At 75.3% G+C, this 17,053-nt stretch carries 15 protein-coding genes; 9 read left to right on the forward strand and 6 right to left on the reverse strand.

The window, feature by feature from the left end; genetic code table 11:
- The first annotated feature begins 18 nt into the window (after positions 1-18).
- Positions 19-4,746 carry a DNA repair ATPase gene (locus SM793_RS04370; protein WP_320436642.1) on the forward strand — a complete coding sequence of 1,576 codons (4,728 nt, stop codon included), beginning with the start codon at positions 19-21 and terminating at the stop codon, positions 4,744-4,746.
- A gap of 100 nt (positions 4,747-4,846) precedes the next feature.
- Here the strand turns inward: SM793_RS04370 and SM793_RS04375 are convergent, their stop codons facing one another.
- On the reverse strand, positions 4,847-5,371 hold the full coding sequence (locus SM793_RS04375; RefSeq protein WP_320436643.1) for a TerD family protein: 525 nt from the start codon (positions 5,369-5,371) through the stop codon (positions 4,847-4,849).
- A gap of 614 nt (positions 5,372-5,985) precedes the next feature.
- Here SM793_RS04375 and SM793_RS04380 point away from each other — a divergent pair.
- The 3 genes from SM793_RS04380 (at position 5,986) to SM793_RS04390 (ending at position 8,130) form a co-directional block, all read left to right on the forward strand.
- Positions 5,986-6,519 carry a hemerythrin domain-containing protein gene (locus SM793_RS04380; RefSeq protein WP_320436644.1) on the forward strand — a complete coding sequence of 178 codons (534 nt, stop codon included), beginning with the start codon at positions 5,986-5,988 and terminating at the stop codon, positions 6,517-6,519.
- 31 nt (positions 6,520-6,550) lie between these two features.
- Positions 6,551-7,108: a hemerythrin domain-containing protein gene (locus SM793_RS04385; RefSeq protein ID WP_320436645.1), complete on the forward strand. Its 558-nt coding sequence runs from the start codon at positions 6,551-6,553 to the stop codon at positions 7,106-7,108.
- Positions 7,109-7,257: 149 nt separating this feature from the next.
- Positions 7,258-8,130 (forward strand): VOC family protein, encoded by an 873-nt coding sequence (locus tag SM793_RS04390; RefSeq protein WP_320436646.1) that lies wholly within the window; start codon positions 7,258-7,260, stop codon positions 8,128-8,130.
- A 14-nt stretch (positions 8,131-8,144) separates the two neighbouring features.
- On the opposite strand, the gene SM793_RS04395 is transcribed toward SM793_RS04390, so the two are convergent.
- Positions 8,145-8,372: a DUF6480 family protein gene (locus SM793_RS04395; RefSeq protein WP_320436647.1), complete on the reverse strand. Its 228-nt coding sequence runs from the start codon at positions 8,370-8,372 to the stop codon at positions 8,145-8,147.
- A gap of 251 nt (positions 8,373-8,623) precedes the next feature.
- On the opposite strand from SM793_RS04395, the gene SM793_RS04400 reads away from it, so the two are divergent.
- The 3 genes from SM793_RS04400 (at position 8,624) to SM793_RS04410 (ending at position 11,605) form a co-directional block, all read left to right on the forward strand.
- Positions 8,624-9,913, forward strand: coding sequence for a cytochrome P450 (locus SM793_RS04400; protein ID WP_320436648.1), 1,290 nt, complete (start codon positions 8,624-8,626; stop codon positions 9,911-9,913).
- A 167-nt stretch (positions 9,914-10,080) separates the two neighbouring features.
- On the forward strand, positions 10,081-11,304 hold the full coding sequence (locus SM793_RS04405; protein ID WP_320436649.1) for a PP2C family protein-serine/threonine phosphatase: 1,224 nt from the start codon (positions 10,081-10,083) through the stop codon (positions 11,302-11,304).
- 49 nt (positions 11,305-11,353) lie between these two features.
- Entirely contained in the window at positions 11,354-11,605 is a 252-nt protein-coding gene (locus SM793_RS04410) for a hypothetical protein (RefSeq protein ID WP_320436650.1), read from the forward strand.
- Between the two features lie 52 nt (positions 11,606-11,657).
- On the opposite strand, the gene SM793_RS04415 is transcribed toward SM793_RS04410, so the two are convergent.
- Positions 11,658-11,993: a hypothetical protein gene (locus SM793_RS04415; RefSeq protein WP_320436651.1), complete on the reverse strand. Its 336-nt coding sequence runs from the start codon at positions 11,991-11,993 to the stop codon at positions 11,658-11,660.
- Positions 11,994-12,130: 137 nt separating this feature from the next.
- Between SM793_RS04415 and SM793_RS04420 the strand changes: the two genes are divergently transcribed.
- Complete coding sequence (locus tag SM793_RS04420; RefSeq protein ID WP_320436652.1) at positions 12,131-13,279, forward strand: glutamate--cysteine ligase; 1,149 nt, start codon at positions 12,131-12,133, stop codon at positions 13,277-13,279.
- Positions 13,280-13,387: 108 nt separating this feature from the next.
- Here SM793_RS04420 and SM793_RS04425 read toward each other — a convergent pair whose 3' ends face one another.
- From SM793_RS04425 to SM793_RS36330, 3 genes are all read right to left on the reverse strand, one after another.
- On the reverse strand, positions 13,388-13,864 hold the full coding sequence (locus tag SM793_RS04425; RefSeq protein ID WP_320436653.1) for an indole-3-glycerol phosphate synthase: 477 nt from the start codon (positions 13,862-13,864) through the stop codon (positions 13,388-13,390).
- A gap of 81 nt (positions 13,865-13,945) precedes the next feature.
- On the reverse strand, positions 13,946-14,998 hold the full coding sequence (locus SM793_RS04430) for a 5-methyltetrahydropteroyltriglutamate--homocysteine methyltransferase (protein ID WP_320436654.1): 1,053 nt from the start codon (positions 14,996-14,998) through the stop codon (positions 13,946-13,948).
- A 213-nt stretch (positions 14,999-15,211) separates the two neighbouring features.
- The gene (locus SM793_RS36330) at positions 15,212-16,759 is read right to left on the reverse strand and encodes a haloalkane dehalogenase (protein WP_413815873.1); all 1,548 of its coding nucleotides are present in this window, start codon (positions 16,757-16,759) and stop codon (positions 15,212-15,214) included.
- Between SM793_RS36330 and SM793_RS04440 the strand changes: the two genes are divergently transcribed.
- Positions 16,643-17,002 carry a hypothetical protein gene (locus SM793_RS04440; protein ID WP_320436655.1) on the forward strand — a complete coding sequence of 120 codons (360 nt, stop codon included), beginning with the start codon at positions 16,643-16,645 and terminating at the stop codon, positions 17,000-17,002. The two genes, SM793_RS36330 and SM793_RS04440, sit on opposite strands and share 117 nt — an antisense overlap.
- The last annotated feature ends 51 nt before the right edge of the window (positions 17,003-17,053 follow it).

Genomic DNA, 17,053 nt, shown 5'->3' on the forward strand with positions numbered 1-17,053 from the left:
AAGCAGGGGAGCGAACCGGTGACCGAGGACGTCGTCGACGACGGCACGTACGAGCTGCTGCGCGCCCGGCTGCGCCGCGCCGCCTCCGACCTGGCCGAGCGGGCACAGGCCCTCAACGCCCGCCGGGTGGCGGAGTTCGGCGGCGGCGGGTCGACGCTGGCCGGCACCGGACGGCTCACCGCCCCGAAGCCGCTCGCCCTGCGCGACGTGGCGGCGGTCGGCGGCCTGCTCCTGGCCGGGTGGCAGCACACCGCCGGCGACGCCCGCCTCGACGACATCCTCACCCTCCACCGCCCCGACCTGACCGAGGCGCCCACCGGGGCACTGCCCGGCCTGCTCGACGACCCGCGCCTGCGGCAGGACCTCGACGAACTGCACCGCTACTACCGCGACGCCCGCCTCGAACAGCTCCGGCTCGTCGACGGCCGGCTCCTGGCGCTCTTCCGCACCGGACCGGCCGCCGGCGACCTGCGGGTCCTGCGCTGGGACCTGGCCGCCGACGGCACCCCCGCCTACCTGGACGCCCGGGGCGAACGCGACCACGCCCCGGCGGACGGCCGGCAGCTCGACTGGACCGGGACCACCCGCGCCGACCACCGCCAGGGCCGCCCGCCCGCCGTGTCCCTCGCGGGCGAACTCCTGCTCTCCACCGACGGCGGCACCCTGCGCCTGGCGACCCCGGCCGGGCGCACCGTCCACGAGGAGCCGCTGGATGAGCCGCTCCAGGCCCTCGCCGACTCCGAGGTCGCCCACGGCCGCCTCGACACCCTGCTGCTGGTGCGGATCAGGCCCTACCGCGAGGAGACGGTCCGCCACCTGGTCTGCCACCTGCCCACCGGCCGCACGGTCCGCGTCGACGCCCTCGGCCAGTCCTGCCTGCGGCTGCCCGCCGACCAGGGCCTGGTCTTCCCCGGCGGCTACGTCCTCACCGACGGCACCCACCGCGTCTTCGACCGGCCGACCGCCGGCCTGCGCCACGAACGGACGATCGCCTCGCCCAACGGCGAGGACACCCTGTTCGCCTTCCGCGACCCCGTCGACGGGCGCACCCTGCTGCTCCCCTACAACAGCGTCCGCCAGGAAGCCGCCGCGCCCCTGCTCTGCCAGGGCTACGCACTGCTCGACGACGGCACGCTCATCGCCCCGCACACCGCGGACGGCCCGGCCCGGCTGCACCCCGTGCAGACCTGGCGGACCCCGTTCACCGGCGAACGGCACGCCGCCGCCCGACCGGCCGGACCCGGCCCGCTCGCCCGGATCGGCAACCCCGACCTGGTCCGCGGCCTGGCCGACTGCCTCGCCCTCGCCCGCCTGGCCACCGCCCGCACCGACACCACCGCCGGCTACCGGGCCGTCCTCGCGGCGAGCACACGCACCACCGACCGGCACCACTGGCTGGCGGAGCCCGGCCTCGGCGACCTCCACGCGCCACTCGCCGACATCCGCGCGACGGCACGCCAGGCCATCACCGAACACGAGACCGTCGCCGGGCTCACCGCCCACGCGGCGGAGCAGATCACCCGGACCGCCGAGCACGTCGACGGCCTGCTGCGCCGCACCCGGAGCGGGGCCCTCACCGCCGCCGAACGGATCGCCGAACTCGCCGACCTGCACCGCACCCGGGGACAGGTCGAAGCCCTCCGCGAGGTGCCCCGCGCCGACACCCACCGCATCGACCTCCTCGCCGAGCGACTCGCCGACGGGACCGCGGAGGCCGCGCGGCGCGCCGTCGACCTCCTCGCCGAGCCCGACGCCTTCACCGACCACCACCGGCAGGCCGCCGAACTCGCCGACAGCGCCGGATCCCTCACCGCGGCCGCCGAAGCCGCGCCGCTCGCCGAGCGGATCGCCGCACACACCGAGGCCGCGCAGACCGTCGCCGAACTCGTCACCGCACTCGAACCGGCCGACCCGACCGTCCGCACCGCCGTCCTGGACCGCCTCGCCGACATCCTCGGACTGCTCAACCGGGCCCGGAGCACCCTCGACGCCCGCCGCCGAGAACTGCGCACCCGCGAGGCCGCCGCCGAGTTCGCCGCCGAGAGCGCCCTGCTCGCCCAGGCCACCGACGCCGCCCTGGCCGCCGCCGACACCCCGCAGGCCTGCGACGAGCAGCTCACCCGCCTGATGCTGCGGATCGAACAACTCGACACCCGCTTCGCCGACGCCGATGCCGCCCTCACCGAGCAGCTCACCGCCCGCCGCGACGAGATCCACCACGCGCTCGGCGCCCGCCGCCAGGACCTCCTCGACGAACGCGCCCGCCGCACCGGACGCCTGGCCGCCTCCGCCGACCGCCTCCTCGACGCGCTCCGCCCGCGCCTGGCCGCCCTCGGGTCCCCGGCCGACATCGACGCCGCCCTCGCAGCAGACCCGATGGCCGTCAAGATCCGCCAACTGGCCGGACAACTGGCCGACCTCGGCGACCCCGTACGGGCCGAAGAAGTGGCCGGCCGTCTGCGCGCGGCCCGCCAACAGGCCCACCGGGCCCTGCGCGACCGCGCCGACCAGGCCGGCGACGGCCCCGGCACCCTGCGACTGGGCCGCCACCTGTTCACCACCGTCACCCAGCGCCCCGAACTCACCCTCGTCCACCGGCAGGGCCACCCGGCCTTCACCCTCACCGGCACCGGCTACCACCAGCCCGTCACCGACCCCGACTACGCGGCCACCGAACGGTTCTGGGAACAGCCGCTGGTCTCCGAGACCCCCGGGATCTACCGCGCCGAGTACCTCGCCGCGACCCTCCTGCTCGACGCCGAGCCCGACGGCCTCGACGCCCTCCACGAGGCAGCCGCGCGCGGCACGCTCGCCGGACTCGTACGCCGGGCCGCCGAAGAACGCCACGACGAGGGCTACCGGCGCGGCGTCCACGACCACGACGCCGCCGCCGTCCTCCGAGCCCTCCTCACCCTGCACGCCGGTGCCGGCCTGCTGCGCCACCCCGCGGCCGCCCGCGGCACCGCGCAGCTCTTCTGGACACACGGCGCCGACGAGAGCGCCAGGACGGTCTGGGCGGCGCGGGCTCGCTCCCTGGGAGCCGCCCGTGCGCACTTCGGCACCGTCCCCGCCCTCGACGCGCTCGCCGACGAACTCGACGGAAGGATCGCCGGGTTCACCCGGCGGGCGGGCCTGCCCGTCTCCCGGGCCGGTGCCTACCTCGTGGCCGAACTCGCCCACGCCGCCACCGGCTTCGTCGCCCGGCCCGCCGTCACGGCCCTGCTGGACGAGTTCCACGCGGATCCGGGCACCCGGGACCTCGCCGAAGCGCTCGCCGCCGTCCCCGACGATCCCGACCACCTGCCCGCCCGGCACCAGCTGGCCTCGGCCTGGCTCGAAGCGTTCACGCGGGCCACCGGCCACCCCGCCGACAGCGCGGACCTCGCCGAGGCGGTGGCGACCCTCCTGGCCCCGGACCTCCCCCGCTACCTCGCCGACGGCGCCGTCGGGACCACCGTGACCGGACTGGCCGGCGACCACCCCCGCCTCCGCTCCGGCGCCCTGACCGTACGCCTGGACGAACTCCTCACCCGGACCGCGGACTTCCGGACCACCCGGGTCCCCGAGTACCGGGCCTACCAGCAGAGCCGCGCCCGCCTGCTGGAGGCCGAACGCGTCCGGCTGCGCCTGGAGCAGTACCGTCCCCGGCCCCTCGACGGCTTCGTCCGCAACCGCCTCATCGACGAGGTCTACCTTCCCCTCGTCGGCGACAACCTCGCCAAACAGCTCGGAACAGCGGGCGACAGCGCCCGCACGGACCGCAGCGGCCTGCTGCTCCTGGTCTCTCCTCCCGGGTACGGCAAGACCACCCTCGTCGAATACCTGGCCGACCGGCTCGGCCTCCTCCTCGTCAAGGTCAGCGGCCCCGCCCTGGGCCACCGGGTCACCTCCCTGGACCCCGCCGAGACCTCCGACGCCACCGCCCGGCGCGAGATCGAGAAGATCAATTTCGCGCTCCACGCCGGCACCAACGTGCTGCTCCACCTCGACGACATCCAGCACACCTCGCCCGAACTCCTCCAGCGGTTCATCCCGCTGTGCGACGCCCAGCGCCGCATCGACGGCGTCTGGGACAGCCGGGCCCGCGAGTGGGACCTGCGCGGCAAACGCTTCGCCGTCGTCATGGCCGCCAACCCCTACACCGGGTCGGGCAGGGACTTCCGGGTCCCCGACATGCTCGCCAACCGCGCCGACGTCTGGAACCTCGGCGACGTCGTCGCAGGCCGCGACGACCTCTTCGCCCTCAGCTTCATCGAGAACACCCTCACCGCCAACCCCCACCTGGCGCCGCTCGCCACCGCCGAACCCGCCGACCTGGACACCCTCCTGCGCCGCGCCGCCGGAGAACCCTCCGGACGGGAACTCTCCGGGCCCTGGTCCGCCGCCGAGACCGAGCGGATGACCGCCGTCCTGGCCAAGCTCCTGCGGGTCCGCACGACCGTCCTCGCCGTCAACCGCGCATACCTGCACTCCGCCGCCCGGAGCGACCGCTCCCGCACCGAGCCGCCCTTCCTGCTCCAGGGCTCGTACCGCAACATGGCCAGGATCGCCCAACGCGTCGTGCCCGCCATGGACGACGCCGAACTCGACGCGCTCGTCACCGACCACTACCACGCCGAGGCCCAGCCCCTCGGAGCCGAAGCGGAGGCCCAGCTCCTCAAACTCGCCGAACTGCGCGGCACCCTCACCCCCGACCAGGCCGCCCGGTGGGAAGCCGTCAAGGCCGGCTGGCGGCACGCGCGCTGAACGGGCCCTCCCGGCCTCCCACCCTCCCGGCCGGGGTCGGCGGCAGGGGCGTCACGAGCGCCCCCGGCCGCCGTTCGGAGCCGGGGTACCCGGCGACGCCCTACCGGGCGCCCATGGTCCTCGCGAAGGTCTCCGGATCGGCGTCGAAGCCGTGGATGCCGGACCGGAACACCCAGGCCCCCGAGCTGTCCCGGGTGAACTCGGCGACCCTCGCGGCCGTCGCCCCGCCGACGCGGGTGAAGTCCACCGCCGCCAACTCGTCGCGCCCGTTCCGGATCCTCGCCGCGGGGTTCGCTATGTCCCCGAACGTCAGCAGGCCGGCGCCCTGCTGGATGGCGATGCCCACGACCACCCGGCGGTAGCGGTGCGCCAGGCGGTCGAGCTCCAGGACCAGGCGCTCGTCGACGCCGAGGCCCTTGCCGTCGCGGCTGTCCCTGGTGAGGGTGATCGTGCCGTCGGGAGCGCGGCTGTCGAAGTGGACCAGGTAGGCGGGGGCGCCGGGCGGCTCGACGGTGGTGTAGGTCGCGGCGACGAGATCCAGATCGTGACCCGCCGAACCCGCGGGACTCGGATCCCACGACAGGTCCACTTCGATCCGTTCCAGACCCTTGTTGAGACTGCTCACCGGACTCTCCCCTCGTCATCGCACCGACCCGGCACGGTGCCACCGCGGACCGACTCGTCGTGGGCCAACGATAGGGCACCGGCATGTCGTTGACACGAAATCAGCTTCGTCCGCCGGGACGGGACCCGGATCCGGCCGGCCGACCGGCCCTCCTCACGGCTCCGGCGGCCGTGGGCCCTGCTGAACGGCCGCTGCCGCCGGCGCCGGTACCAGGGCCTCCCGGCCGGCGGGCACCCTCGCCCCGTCGACCCGTCGCCGCGGTGAAACGCCCGCCACGCGGTGGGCGACCCGCTCCCGTCCCCGCGCCGAATAACCCCGTACGCCCGGACCCGGACCGGCTGCGTCCATCGAGGTGCCACCCGCCGCACGCGGATTGACCACCGGGCCGTGGGGTAGGCGCGCGGCATGGCGGACACCGGACCCCTGGCGGGCGACCGGGCCGGCGGCGACGTCGGCCCGTACGACCTGTGCGGCCGGTGCGACCTGTGCGGCCGGTGCGGCCGTGCCGAGCGGCCGCTCCGGGCAGCAGGCCCGCTACCGGGACCCCGGCGGGGCCACCGGCCTGCGGCGGGGCCTGTTCTGCCGGGCGGGGGACCTCGAGAAGGAGTGCAGCGATGTCGAACGATGCCATCGTCCTGCTGCGGGAGGACCACAAGGAAGTTCGCCGGCTGTTCCGTGAGTACCGGGCGACGACCGGGGCGACGGGAGGCGGGAGCGGCGACGCGGCCGAGGGCGACCGGGCGGCGCGGCATGAGGCGGTCGACCGGATCGTCGAGGCGCTGACCGTCCACACCTACTTGGAGGAGGAGCTCTTCTACCCCCGCGTCCGCCGGGAGGTGCCCGGCCTGGCGGAGGAGATGGACCGCGCCCGGGAGGAGCACCACGTCGCCGACCTGCTCTGCGAGGAGCTGAGCCGGATGAGCCCGGAGGACGAGGGCTACGACGCGAAGACCGCGGTGCTGATCGACGTCGTGGAGCGCCACATCGCCGAGGAGGAGGGCGACTGGTTCCCGCTGGTGCGGGCCTCGCTCGGCCGGAAGGAGATCCAGGAGATCGGCGAGCGGATGCGAGCGGTCCGCGAGACCGCGCCGCGCCGTCCGACCGGCGGCGGCGTCCTGCACCGGATCGCCGACGCGATCGAGGGCTGACCGCCGCGTCCGCACGAAGGGAAGTGCAGCCGTGCACCACGACCAGGAGCAGGACCTGCTGGACCAACTCGTCACCGACCACCACTCGATGGTCGTCCACTTCAGCGAACTCGGCGGCATCCCCGCCGGGGACCCGCAGCGCAAGGAGATCGTCGACCTGGTGACCGACCGACTGGTCCGCCACACCCGGGTCGAGGAGAAGCACCTCTACCCGGTGGCCCGCGACCGGCTGGCCGACGGGCCGGCCGTCGTCGAGCGCGAACTCGCCGACCACCAGGCGGTCGAGGCACTGCTGGTCGAACTGCGCCCCACCCACGTCACCTCGCCCCAGTTCGACCGCCTGGTCGCCCGCCTCGTCGAGGAGGTCACCCGGCACGCCAACGACGAGGAGGCCCGGCTCTTTCCGGCGGTGCGGGCCGTGACCACCGAGGACGAACGACGGCTGCTCGGCGCCCGCGCCCGGGAGACCAGGGCGAACGACTCCGGCCGGCCCCGCCACCAGCCCCCGGCCGCACGCCCCGCCGATGACCTGCCGCCGCCCGAGCGCCCGCTGGGCGAGCGGATCCGCGACTTCCTCACCCCGGGCTGACCGGGGCTGACCGGGGCCGACCGGGCCGACGGCCCCGACCGGGCCGACCGCGCAGATCGGGCCGACAGGGTCGGTCGCCGTCGAGCGCCCCAGCACGAAGAAGTCCGGCGCCGGCCGCGCGCCGCGCGTACCGAAGGAGGACCGCGATGATGACCGGGACGACCGGGACGGCCGGAGCCGACGCCCTCGAGTCGGCCGTGAACCCCTGCTGCGTACCGGCCGCCCCCTGCTGGGTGGGCCTGCTCAGCCGGGACCTGGTCGCGGCGAAGGCGTTCTACGGCCCGCTGCTGGGCTGGACGTTCCGGGAGGTGCCGAGCGTGGTCGGGGTGCACCTGCACGGCCTGGTGGACGGCACGGTGGTCGCCGGGCTGTCCGAGGCCGCCCGCCGCTGGGAGTTCCCGGTCGCCTGGACGACCTACTTCGGCGCGGAGGACGCCGACGCCACGGCCGAGCGGGTGCGCTCCGGCGGTGGCACCGTCGCGGTGGGGCCTCTCGCCTTCGACGGCGGCCGGCTCGTCCTCGCCGCCGACGGTCGGCAGGCGGTCTTCGGCATCTGGCAGGCACCGGCCGGCCCGCCGCGCCTGCTGGACGGCCCCGGCGCGCCCGTCTGGACCGAACTCCACACCACCGACCCCTTCGCCGCCGCGCTCTTCCACGGCCGGGTGTTCGCCTGGGACGAGCGCGACCCGCGCCGGTACGAGGTGCGCTACGAGCACGACCGGGTGGTGCTGCGGGTGGACGGAGCGGCCGTCGCCGCGATCCGCGGCGGCGGCGTGGAGGGGTCGCCGGAGCCGGTGCTGCGCCCCCGCTGGCATGTGTACTTCGAGACGGCGGACGTCGACGAGTCGGCGGCGCTGGCCGTTCGGCTCGGCGGACGCCTCGTCATCCCGCCCGCCGACTCGGTGTACGGACGGACGGCCGCCGTGAGCGACCCGGAGGGCGGCCTGTTCCACCTGGTGACCGTCCGGCGCGCTTCCGGTCGGCCGGTGACGCGAGGCCGGTTGCGTGAGGACGCGCCATGAGGACGCGCACCGGCTCAACTGCTGAGCGCGACGATCATGGCGATCAGCATCACGGACACGGCCACGGCGAGCAGGATGATCAGCCAGGCCGGCCAGGATCCCCAGGCATGGCGGAGTTCCTCGGGTTCCGGGGTGGAGATTCCGAAGATGCCTCCTTCGGCGGGAGGGGTGTCATGGGGCAACGTGTTGCCGCGGTGGTCCGTGCCGGGACTCGTGGCGGGGTCCGGATCTGGCGTGGTCATGACTTTTCCTCCTCTGTCGGAGCCTCGCTCCCCACGGGCAGCCGGGTGGCGGCACCCCGGGGGAGGTCGTCCATGGCTCCTCCTCGTCGCTCCCGGGCGCCTGCCCTGCCGGACCGGCCTCAATCAGGAACGAACGGGGGGACGTCGGGCAGGAACGAACGGGGGGACGTCGGGGGACATCGGGCCCGTCCCGGTTTCCGCGGTTCCGCCCGGGGCAGCCGCAGGCCATGGACCGAAGTCGTTCGCCCTTGATGGACAGCTCGCTCCCACTGCTGGCCCGCGGCTACGCGTGGCTGCCCGACCTTCGCCGCCGCAGCCCGGGCCCGGTGGTCCGGGCCCGACTCATGGGCCGGCCCGCGGTCGCCCTGCACGGACCGGACGCCGTCCGCTTCTTCTACGACGAACGGCACGTCCGCCGCAACGGCGCCCTGCCCGAGCCCGTGAAGAGCACCCTGTTCGGCCACGGCGCCGTCCACTCGCTCGACGGATCCGTCCACCGCCTGCGCAAGGCGATGTTCCTGACGCTGCTCGCCGATCCCGGCGAGGTCCGCGCACTCGTGGACAGCGTCGGAACGGCCTGGGACTCCGCTGTCCCCGCCTGGGCGGAGCAGCCGCAGGTCGTCCTGCTGGACGCGGTGGCCCGGGTCCTCACCGAAGGCGTCTGCCGGTGGGCCGGCCTCCCGGTCGCCGAGGACGACCTCGAACCCTTCGCCCGGGACCTCGTCGCCATGGTCGACGGCTTCGCCACGCCCGGTCCGCGCCACTGGCGCGCCCGACTGGCCCGCCGACGGCGGGAGGCCCTGCTCGCCCGCCTCGTGGACGACGTGCGCGACGGCTCGGTCCGAACCCCGGCCGGCTGCGCCGTCGAGGTCGTCGCCCGCCACCGCGACGCGGACGGGCGACTGCTGGAGCCGCGCGTGGCGGCGGTGGAACTCCTCAACATCGTCCGGCCGACCGTCGCGGTGTGCTGGTTCGCGGTCTTCGCCGCCCACGCCCTGCACCGCTGGCCCGACAACCGGGAACGGCTCGCGACGGAGGGCGCGGCGTACGCCGCGGCCTTCGCACAGGAGGTCCGCCGGTTCTATCCCTTCGCGCCCTTCGTGGCCGGCAGGGCGGCGGCCGACCTCTCCTACCGGGGCGAGCGCGTCGCCGAGGGCACCCTCGTGCTCCTCGACCTGTACGGGCAGAACCACGATCCCTCGCTCTGGGACGACCCGTACGACTTCCGCCCCGACCGCTTCCTCGACCGCCCCGCCGACCCGGACCTGCTGATCCCCCAGGGCGGCGGCGATGCGGCGACGGGCCACCGCTGCCCCGGCGAAGCGGTCGTCGTCGGGCTGCTCGAATCACTGTCCCGACGCCTCGCGCGGATGGAGTACACCGTCCCCGAACAGGACCTCGCGATCCCCCTCGGCCGGATGATCGCCCGCCCCCGCAGCGGCTTCGTCATCGCCGTCCCGGACAGGGGCGGCCCGGGCACGGGCGACACGGGCACGGGCGACACGGACAGGGGCGGCCCGGGCGGACCGGGAACGGGGTGAACCAGCAGGTGGGGGAGGCGGCGCCGCCCCTCCGCCCTGCCCCTCCGCCCTGCCCTGCCCGACCTGCCCGGCCCGGGGTGCCCGGGTTCCTGCCGCGGCGTAGTGTCGGTGACGAGAGCCGACGCGTGTGCCGCGGACGTGCGGTGCGCACTGCGGAGGTGGCCGGTATGGGTGTCGGTGGGCCGGGCGCGGGGGAGGCGCCGGGCAGCGGTGGTGACGCGGTGCTGGGGGCGGTGCTGGCGCGGGTGCTGGAGTCCTCGCACCGGATCTCGCCGCGGGAGCTGCCCGACCTGGTGGGCGGTGCCGCGCGGGCGCTGGGCCTCGGGGCGGCGCAGGTCTACCTGACGGACCTGCAGCAGCGGGTGCTGGTGCCGCTGCCCGACCCGGAGCTGCGGGAGCCGCCGGGGGCACTCGACGTGGACGGCACCCTGGCGGGCCGCGCCTACCGCACCGGGCGGACGGAGACCGTCGTGGGGCCGCCGGGGGTGGGCTGGGTCCCGCTGGTCGACGGGATCGAGCGCGTCGGTGTGCTGCGCGTCGGCGTCCACGTCCCGCCCGGGCGGCTGCTGGAGCGGGCCCGGGCCCTGGCGTCCCTGGTGACGCTCCTCGTCGTGTCGAAGTCCGCTTTCGGCGACGTGTTCGTCCGTACGGTCCGGACCCGCCCGATGAGCCTGCAGTCGGAACTCCTGTGGGCGTTCGTGCCGCCGCGGACCATCGGGACCCGGGCCGTCACGTCCAGCGCCGTGCTGGAGCCCGCGTACGAGGTCGCGGGGGACGCCTTCGACCACAGTCTGGCCGGTGACGTCTTCCATCTGACGGTCGTCGACGCGATGGGGCACGACCTCGCCTCCGGCGGGGCGAGCGCCGTCGCTCTCGCGGCCTGCCGCTCGACCCGCCGGGCGGACGGCACGCTCGCCGACATCGCGGAGGCGATCGACACCACGCTGACCCGCTGGATCCCGGACCGGCTGCTGACGGCGGTGATCGCCGACCTCGACACCGCCACCGGGTACCTGTCGTGGGTCAACTGCGGCCACCCGACGCCGCTGCTGATCCGCGGCGGCCGTGTCGTGCCCCGCGCGCTGGAACGCCACGTGCACCCCCCGCTCGGTATCGACGGGCACCACCGGCCGGTGCCCGTCCACCAGGCCCGCCTGCAGCCGGGCGACCGGATCCTCGTCCACACCGACGGCGTCACCGAGGCCCGCTCCGCCGACGGCGACCTCTTCGGCGAGCAGCGCCTCATCGACACCGTCGTGCGGGCCACGGCCACCGGCCAGCCGGCGCCCGAGGCACTGCGCCGACTCATGCACGGTGTCCTCGCCCACCGCGACCACGACCTGCGCGACGACGCCACCGTCATGCTCGTCGAATGGCATCCGGACCGGTGAACGCGCACCGCCGTGTGCCGGTGCGTCCGGGACGGCCCGCCCCGGGCAGGTGCGACACGGCCGCGGCCACCGCCCTGCTTCCGCCCGCTCGGGAGGCATCGTACTGACCCCACGTGAACTCCTCGTCCTCGACCGGATCGAGTCCGATCCCGCCCGCGACCACCAGCTGGTGCGCGCGCCGGCCTGCCGCCGGCTCCGGGACACGACCGCCGGGGTCGTGCTGTGGGCGACCTCGTGGGCCCTCGTGGTGCCGCTCCTGGTGCGTATCGCCGTCCTGACCCGCACCGGAGGCCGCCGCTGAACCTGCCGTGCCTCCCGCTCCGGGGGCCCGGAGGAACGGGCGGCACGCGGGATCAGACGGGCGGGTCCGGGCTGTAACCGAGCACCCACCCGAGGGCCTGGGCGACGCCGCGGGCCTGCCGGCGCTCCTCCGGGGACCGGTGCGCGTCGTACCGGACGGCGAGAGCGGTGCGCTCCTGTGTCATCAGGCGCAGCAGCGCGTCGGCGGGTGGCGCCGGTTCCATGGCGAGGGGCGGCGCCCGCCAGGGGTCGAGCGCCCAGCGCAGGGCGGCCCGGGCACCGCGGACGCGCGGCTTGTCCCGGCGGGCCCGCAGCCGGTGCAGGACGCCCTGGATCTCGTCGGCGGAGCGGATGCCGACACTGCGCTTCGGGAGGAGACCGATGCTCATGTCTCCACCGTAGAGACTCCACCCCCCGGACGTCCCGCGTTCCGTCCGCCGGAGGCCCGGCCGGCCCCCGGCGGGAGAGGGGACGCAGGCCCGCGGGAGCAACGATTGGACATGCGGCTCGGGGGTAACCGCCGGACATGGTCACGGTGGGTGTTGAAGAGGAGTACCTGCTCATCGACGCTGCCACCGGGGTGCCCGTGGCCCGGGCCGAGCAGGTCCGGCGAACGGCCGACCTGCAGCCCGCCGTCGAGGCGGCCGAGGTGCAGCGCGAACTCCTCCAGGCCCAGCTGGAGATCGCCACCCCCGTCTGCCGGACCCTGGAGGAGGTCGACACCCACCTCAAGCGGCTGCGCCGCGCGCTCTCGGTGTCGGCCCGGGTGCACGGCTGCCGGCTGGCGGCCTGCGGTGCGGCGCCCTTCGCCGACCGCCTGCCCGTACCTGTCAGTGACACCCCGCGGTACCGGGCCATGCGTGCCGAAGCGCCCCAGCTGACGGACGAGCAGCTGATCACCGGAATGCACGTCCACGTCGGGGTACCGGACCGCGGTGCCGGCGTCGCCGTCCTCAACGGCCTGCGCCCCTGGCTGCCGCTGATCGTCGCCCTGTCGGCCAACTCGCCCCTGTGGCACGGCGTCGACACCGGCTTCGCCAGCTGGCGGACGGTGGTCTTCGGCCGCTGGCCCGTCAGCGGCGTACCGCCGGTGTTCGACGGCGCGACGGACTACAGCCGGCGCGTCCACAGCCTCGTCGAGACCGGGCTGATCCGCGACGTCGGCCAGCTCTACTGGCAGGCCAGGCTCTCCGAGCGCTACCCCACGGTGGAGATCAGGTCGATGGACGTCCAGCTCCGGGTGGACGAGGCGGTGATGCTGACCGGGCTGGTCCGGGCGGTCGCCGCCACCCTCCTCGTCGACCACCGCCGGCACCGTCCGCTCCCCGGCCCGGGCCCGGCCCCCCACCCTCACCCCGAGGCGCTGGCCGCCGCGCTCTGGTACGCCGCCCGCCACGGCTGCGCCGACCGGCTCTACGACCCGCTCACCGGCACGCTGGACACCCCGCCGGCGGTCGTCGCCCGCGTCCTCGACGTCCTCGGCCCGGCACTCGCCCGCAGCGGCGACGCCTCCCGGGTCGAGCCCGTCCTGCGGCGCCTCCTCCACGACGGCAACGGCGCGGCCCGTCAGCGCCGGGAACTGCGCCGCGGCGGGCGGGCCGCACTCCTCGGACTCGTCGGAGCCGTCGACGGGACGCCCCCGGACGACCGGAGCCCCTGGGGGAGCCGGCGCTAGGTGGTCTGACCCGTGAGGTCGGGGACGCGGCCGGCTGCCGGGTTCGGGTCGGACGCGCGGAAGCGGACGTTGCCCGGGCCCGCGGTCAGCGGACGGGGACGGCCGCTCTCACTCGGAATCCTCGTCGGCGTGGGCGTAGAGCTTCAGTGCCGGGACGCCGACCTTGTGGCGGGCCCGGCTCGCCCAGTCCCGGTGGAAGAACTCCTCGACCAGGTGCGGGGCGGTCAGGACGATCACCTCGTCGGCGTGCGTCTGGTCGACCACCGACCGCAGCAGGTCCAGTGGATGGCCGTCGACGGTCTGGCCCACGGCGTCGGAACCGGCGTCGCGCAGGCGCTTGAGCGAGTGCTCCAGCGCGAGAGCGGCGGGCTTCCGGGCCGCGTCGCCCTCGGGCTCGGCGCCCTCCTGGACGGCTTGTTCGAGCTCGCCGAGTGCGACGTCGTCGATGGCGCGCAGCAGCCGGTCCTCCGCGCCTCGCGGCTGCATCAGGACGACGAACGACATCCGGTCGTCGTGGAGGCTGGTGACGAAGTCGACGTCCGTCGCGGACAGCGGCTGCTCGATCATCAGGACGGTGGTGAACACCTTGGGCCTTTCCTTGTGCGCCCGTGGAGGCGCGGTCGGTGCCTGGCGGCGGTGGCGGGTTCCTGCCCGGTGGGCGGGCCGCTATCCGAGGCCCAGTTCCTTCGCGGCGAGTGCGGTGCCCTCGATGCGGGCGCGGATCTTGGCGAACGCGGTCTCGCGCGAGGTGGACATGTCGTCCGCGAAGGTGGTGAAGCCGGAGTCGTCGCAGGTGCCCAGCCGGTCGACCGGGAGGTGGCGGGCCGCCGTCAGTACCCGGTCGCGCACCTCCTCGGCGCTCTCCACGCGGGGGTCGAGGGGGTCGGTGACGCCGACGAAGACACGGGCCTCCGGCCCCAGGTGGTCCGCGACGACCCGCAGGACCCGGTCCGGGTCCGGCTCGGAGGCCAGCTGCAGGTAGAAGGTGCCGACGTTGAGGCGGAACAGGTCCGGCAGCAGGTCCGCGTAGTCGACGTCGAGGCTGTGGGTGGAGCCCTGGTCCGCGCCGGGGCCGCTGTGGACGCCGATCCGGGCGCGCTCCTCGTCGCCGAAGCGGTCCAGGAGCCGGTTGTTCAACTCGACGAAGTCTTTCAGGACCTGCCTGCTCGGGTCGAGCTTGAGCGAGAGGCGGCCCTCTTCGAAGCCGAGCTGGACGCTGTGCGCGCCCGCCCGGAGGCAGCCGCGGATCTCCTTCTCCGCCTCGTCGACCACGTCGGCGAGGAACGCCTCGCGGGAGTAGCCGGCGATGCCGTCGTGCGGGTAGAGCAGGCTCAGCGTGGAGGGCGCGACGACGGTCTGCTTCACCGGCGCCTTGGCGAGCTTCAGCGCGGCCCGCAGGTACTGGTCGGCCTGGGTGCGGTAGCGGAACGGGCCGGCGGTCAGCCGGGGCAGCCGGCGGGTGTGCCCGTCCGCGTAGGGGATGACGACGCCGTCGGGGGCCGTGTTGTCGGCTCCGTCGACCGGGTACGTCCAGGCACTGGCCTTGCCCTGGTCGCCGTCGGTGACGACGGTCGAACCGAGTGCTTCCAGGCGCTCGATGCTCTCGCGGACGGCCAGGTCCACGGCGCTCGCCAGCGCCGCGTCGTCACCGCTGTTCCGGATGGTGGCCACAGCCACGGGGCGGGGAAGGCTGCCGATCGGCTCGGAAGGAATGGTCATGGCGGCGAGCCTAGAAGGCCGCACCGCCGTGCCTTCCCCGTACGCGCGAGTACCGCCGCCGGACCACGCCTCCGGGTGACCGTCCCGGCCGCGGAGTTGACGGCACGTCCGGGTCCGCCGAGGCCCTCGCGAGGTCACCGTCGGCGTGGGCGCACCCGGTGCCGCCTTCGGTCCACGACCGGCGGCACGCGCCCGGTGGCCGTCGGGGTGGGCTCAGTTCCGGTGGCCGGATCGCAGCTCGTGCCGGTCGGCCCAGGCCGCGAGGGCCGCGGAGATCGCTCCGGGCTGGTCCTCCGCGGCGTCGTGGCCGGCGCGGGGCAGCCGTTCGATCTCCAGGGCGCCGATGTTGGCGGCACACCACGCGATCATCTCCGGGCCGATCGTCGTGCCGGGGCCGGGCTCGAAGGACAGCAGCAGCTTGGGGACGTCGGTGTCGGCGGCCAGCCACCGGTCCAGCTGCTCGATCCTGGCCACGACGTCGGCCGGCTCGCCGCCCAGGGGGAGCGAGCGGGCCCACTGCAGCATCGGCCGGCGGCTGTCGCGGGTGGGGTACGGCTTGCGGTAGGCGTCGTGGTCCTCCTGCGGGAGGCCGTTGGCGACGACGTTCGGCAGGACCTGCTCGATGAACAGGTTCTCGTCCAGGATCATGGTCTCGCCCACTCCCGGGGTCCTGAGCGCCCGGAACAGGTCGCGGGCCTCCTCGGGGAACTCCTGCCAGGCCATCGGTTTCACGACCGGTTCGGTGAAGGCGAGGCCGCGCACGCGCCCCGGGTGGCGGGACGCCCAGTCGAAGGCGAGCGTGGCACCCCAGTCGTGCCCGATCAGCACGAGGTCGTCGAGTCCGAGCGCGTCGATCCACGCGTCCAGGTAGCGGGCGTGGTCGTCGAAGGTGTAGCGGATGTCCGGCTTGCCGGAGTCGCCCATGCCGATCAGGTCCGGCGCCAGGCGGCGGCCGGGGCCGCCGATGCCCGGCAGGACGTGGCGCCACAGGTAGGAGGAGGTCGGGTTGCCGTGCAGGAAGACCATCGGCTGCCCCGTGCCGGTCTCCCGGTGAAAGATCGTCGAGTCGAGAACACGCGTGGTGGGCATGGCGGACCTCTCAGCGTCGGACGGGCGCCGGGCGGGGCGGGCGGGCCCGAAGGAGGAGGTGAGGACCCGGGTCCTCGTCCGGTCCGGCCCTGGGCCCGAGCGGGCCGGAAGCCACAAGGTATCCACTGGCCCCGCGCCTGCCGTGCCGACACCACCGAGGCCCCACCCGGCCGGGCGAGAGCCCCGTGGAGCGTGACCGTGGAAGGTGACCGTGGAGGGTGGACGGCCGGAGGTGGCGGCTGGAGGTGCTGCCGCCCCTGCCGCCGGAGCCGGTCCGGGCGGGGGGGGGGGGGGGGGGGGGGCCCCCCCCGCCCCCCCCCCCCCCCCCCCCCCCCCCCCCCCCCCCCCCCCCCCCCCCCCCCCCCCACCCCCCGCCCCCCCCCCCCCCCCCCCCCCCCCCCCCCCGCCCCCCGCGGGGGGGGCGGGCGGGGCCCCCCCCCCCCCCCCCCCCCGGCCCGTGCCGTTCGCACGGCCTGCGCCGGTCGCAGGACCTGTGCCGCCCCGCACCACCCGCACGACCCGCACGACCCGCACTGACGAGAGGACCACCGTCCGATGGCCCGGCCGTACGACGAGAACCACCGCGAGGCACTCCGCGACCAGCTCGACCTGCCGGTGACCGAACGCGTCTGCCCGGTCTGCGACCACGCGGGCCTGCGCTCCTACCACCACGAGGAGTCCGGCCGGAGCGGACCGTCGATGATCAACTACCTCTGGTGCCCCGCCTGCCACGCCTACTCCTCCTCCTTCACCGCCGCCGACCGCCGCACGGTCGACCGCGATCCGCTCGCGGACGCCCACGGCGACCGGATCGCCGAGGTGATGCGGGACCCGGAGGGCTTGCTGCGCATCCTCGACGGCTACTGGAGCGCCGGCAGCCTGCCGCAGCGGATGCTGCGCCGCCGAAGCGGCTGAGCCCCCGGCCCGTCCGCCGCGGGTCGTCGTTCCGGCCCGGGTCGGCGGCCG

It is taken from the genome of Kitasatospora purpeofusca (assembly GCF_034043715.1).
GTDB classification, from domain to species: domain Bacteria; phylum Actinomycetota; class Actinomycetes; order Streptomycetales; family Streptomycetaceae; genus Kitasatospora; species Kitasatospora purpeofusca_A.

What these genes read in the sequence shown, in the direction of transcription:
- SM793_RS04420 (WP_320436652.1), top strand. Translation starts at nt 12,131, where the DNA reads ATGGTCACGGTGGGTGTTGAAGAGGAGTACCTGCTCATCGACGCTGCC.
- SM793_RS04395 (WP_320436647.1), bottom strand. Translation starts at nt 8,372, where the DNA reads ATGACCACGCCAGATCCGGACCCCGCCACGAGTCCCGGCACGGACCAC.
- SM793_RS04400 (WP_320436648.1), top strand. Translation starts at nt 8,624, where the DNA reads ATGGACAGCTCGCTCCCACTGCTGGCCCGCGGCTACGCGTGGCTGCCC.
- SM793_RS04380 (WP_320436644.1), top strand. Translation starts at nt 5,986, where the DNA reads ATGTCGAACGATGCCATCGTCCTGCTGCGGGAGGACCACAAGGAAGTT.
- SM793_RS04440 (WP_320436655.1), top strand. Translation starts at nt 16,643, where the DNA reads ATGGCCCGGCCGTACGACGAGAACCACCGCGAGGCACTCCGCGACCAG.
- SM793_RS04390 (WP_320436646.1), top strand. Translation starts at nt 7,258, where the DNA reads ATGACCGGGACGACCGGGACGGCCGGAGCCGACGCCCTCGAGTCGGCC.
- SM793_RS04430 (WP_320436654.1), bottom strand. Translation starts at nt 14,998, where the DNA reads ATGACCATTCCTTCCGAGCCGATCGGCAGCCTTCCCCGCCCCGTGGCT.
- SM793_RS04415 (WP_320436651.1), bottom strand. Translation starts at nt 11,993, where the DNA reads ATGAGCATCGGTCTCCTCCCGAAGCGCAGTGTCGGCATCCGCTCCGCC.
- SM793_RS04405 (WP_320436649.1), top strand. Translation starts at nt 10,081, where the DNA reads ATGGGTGTCGGTGGGCCGGGCGCGGGGGAGGCGCCGGGCAGCGGTGGT.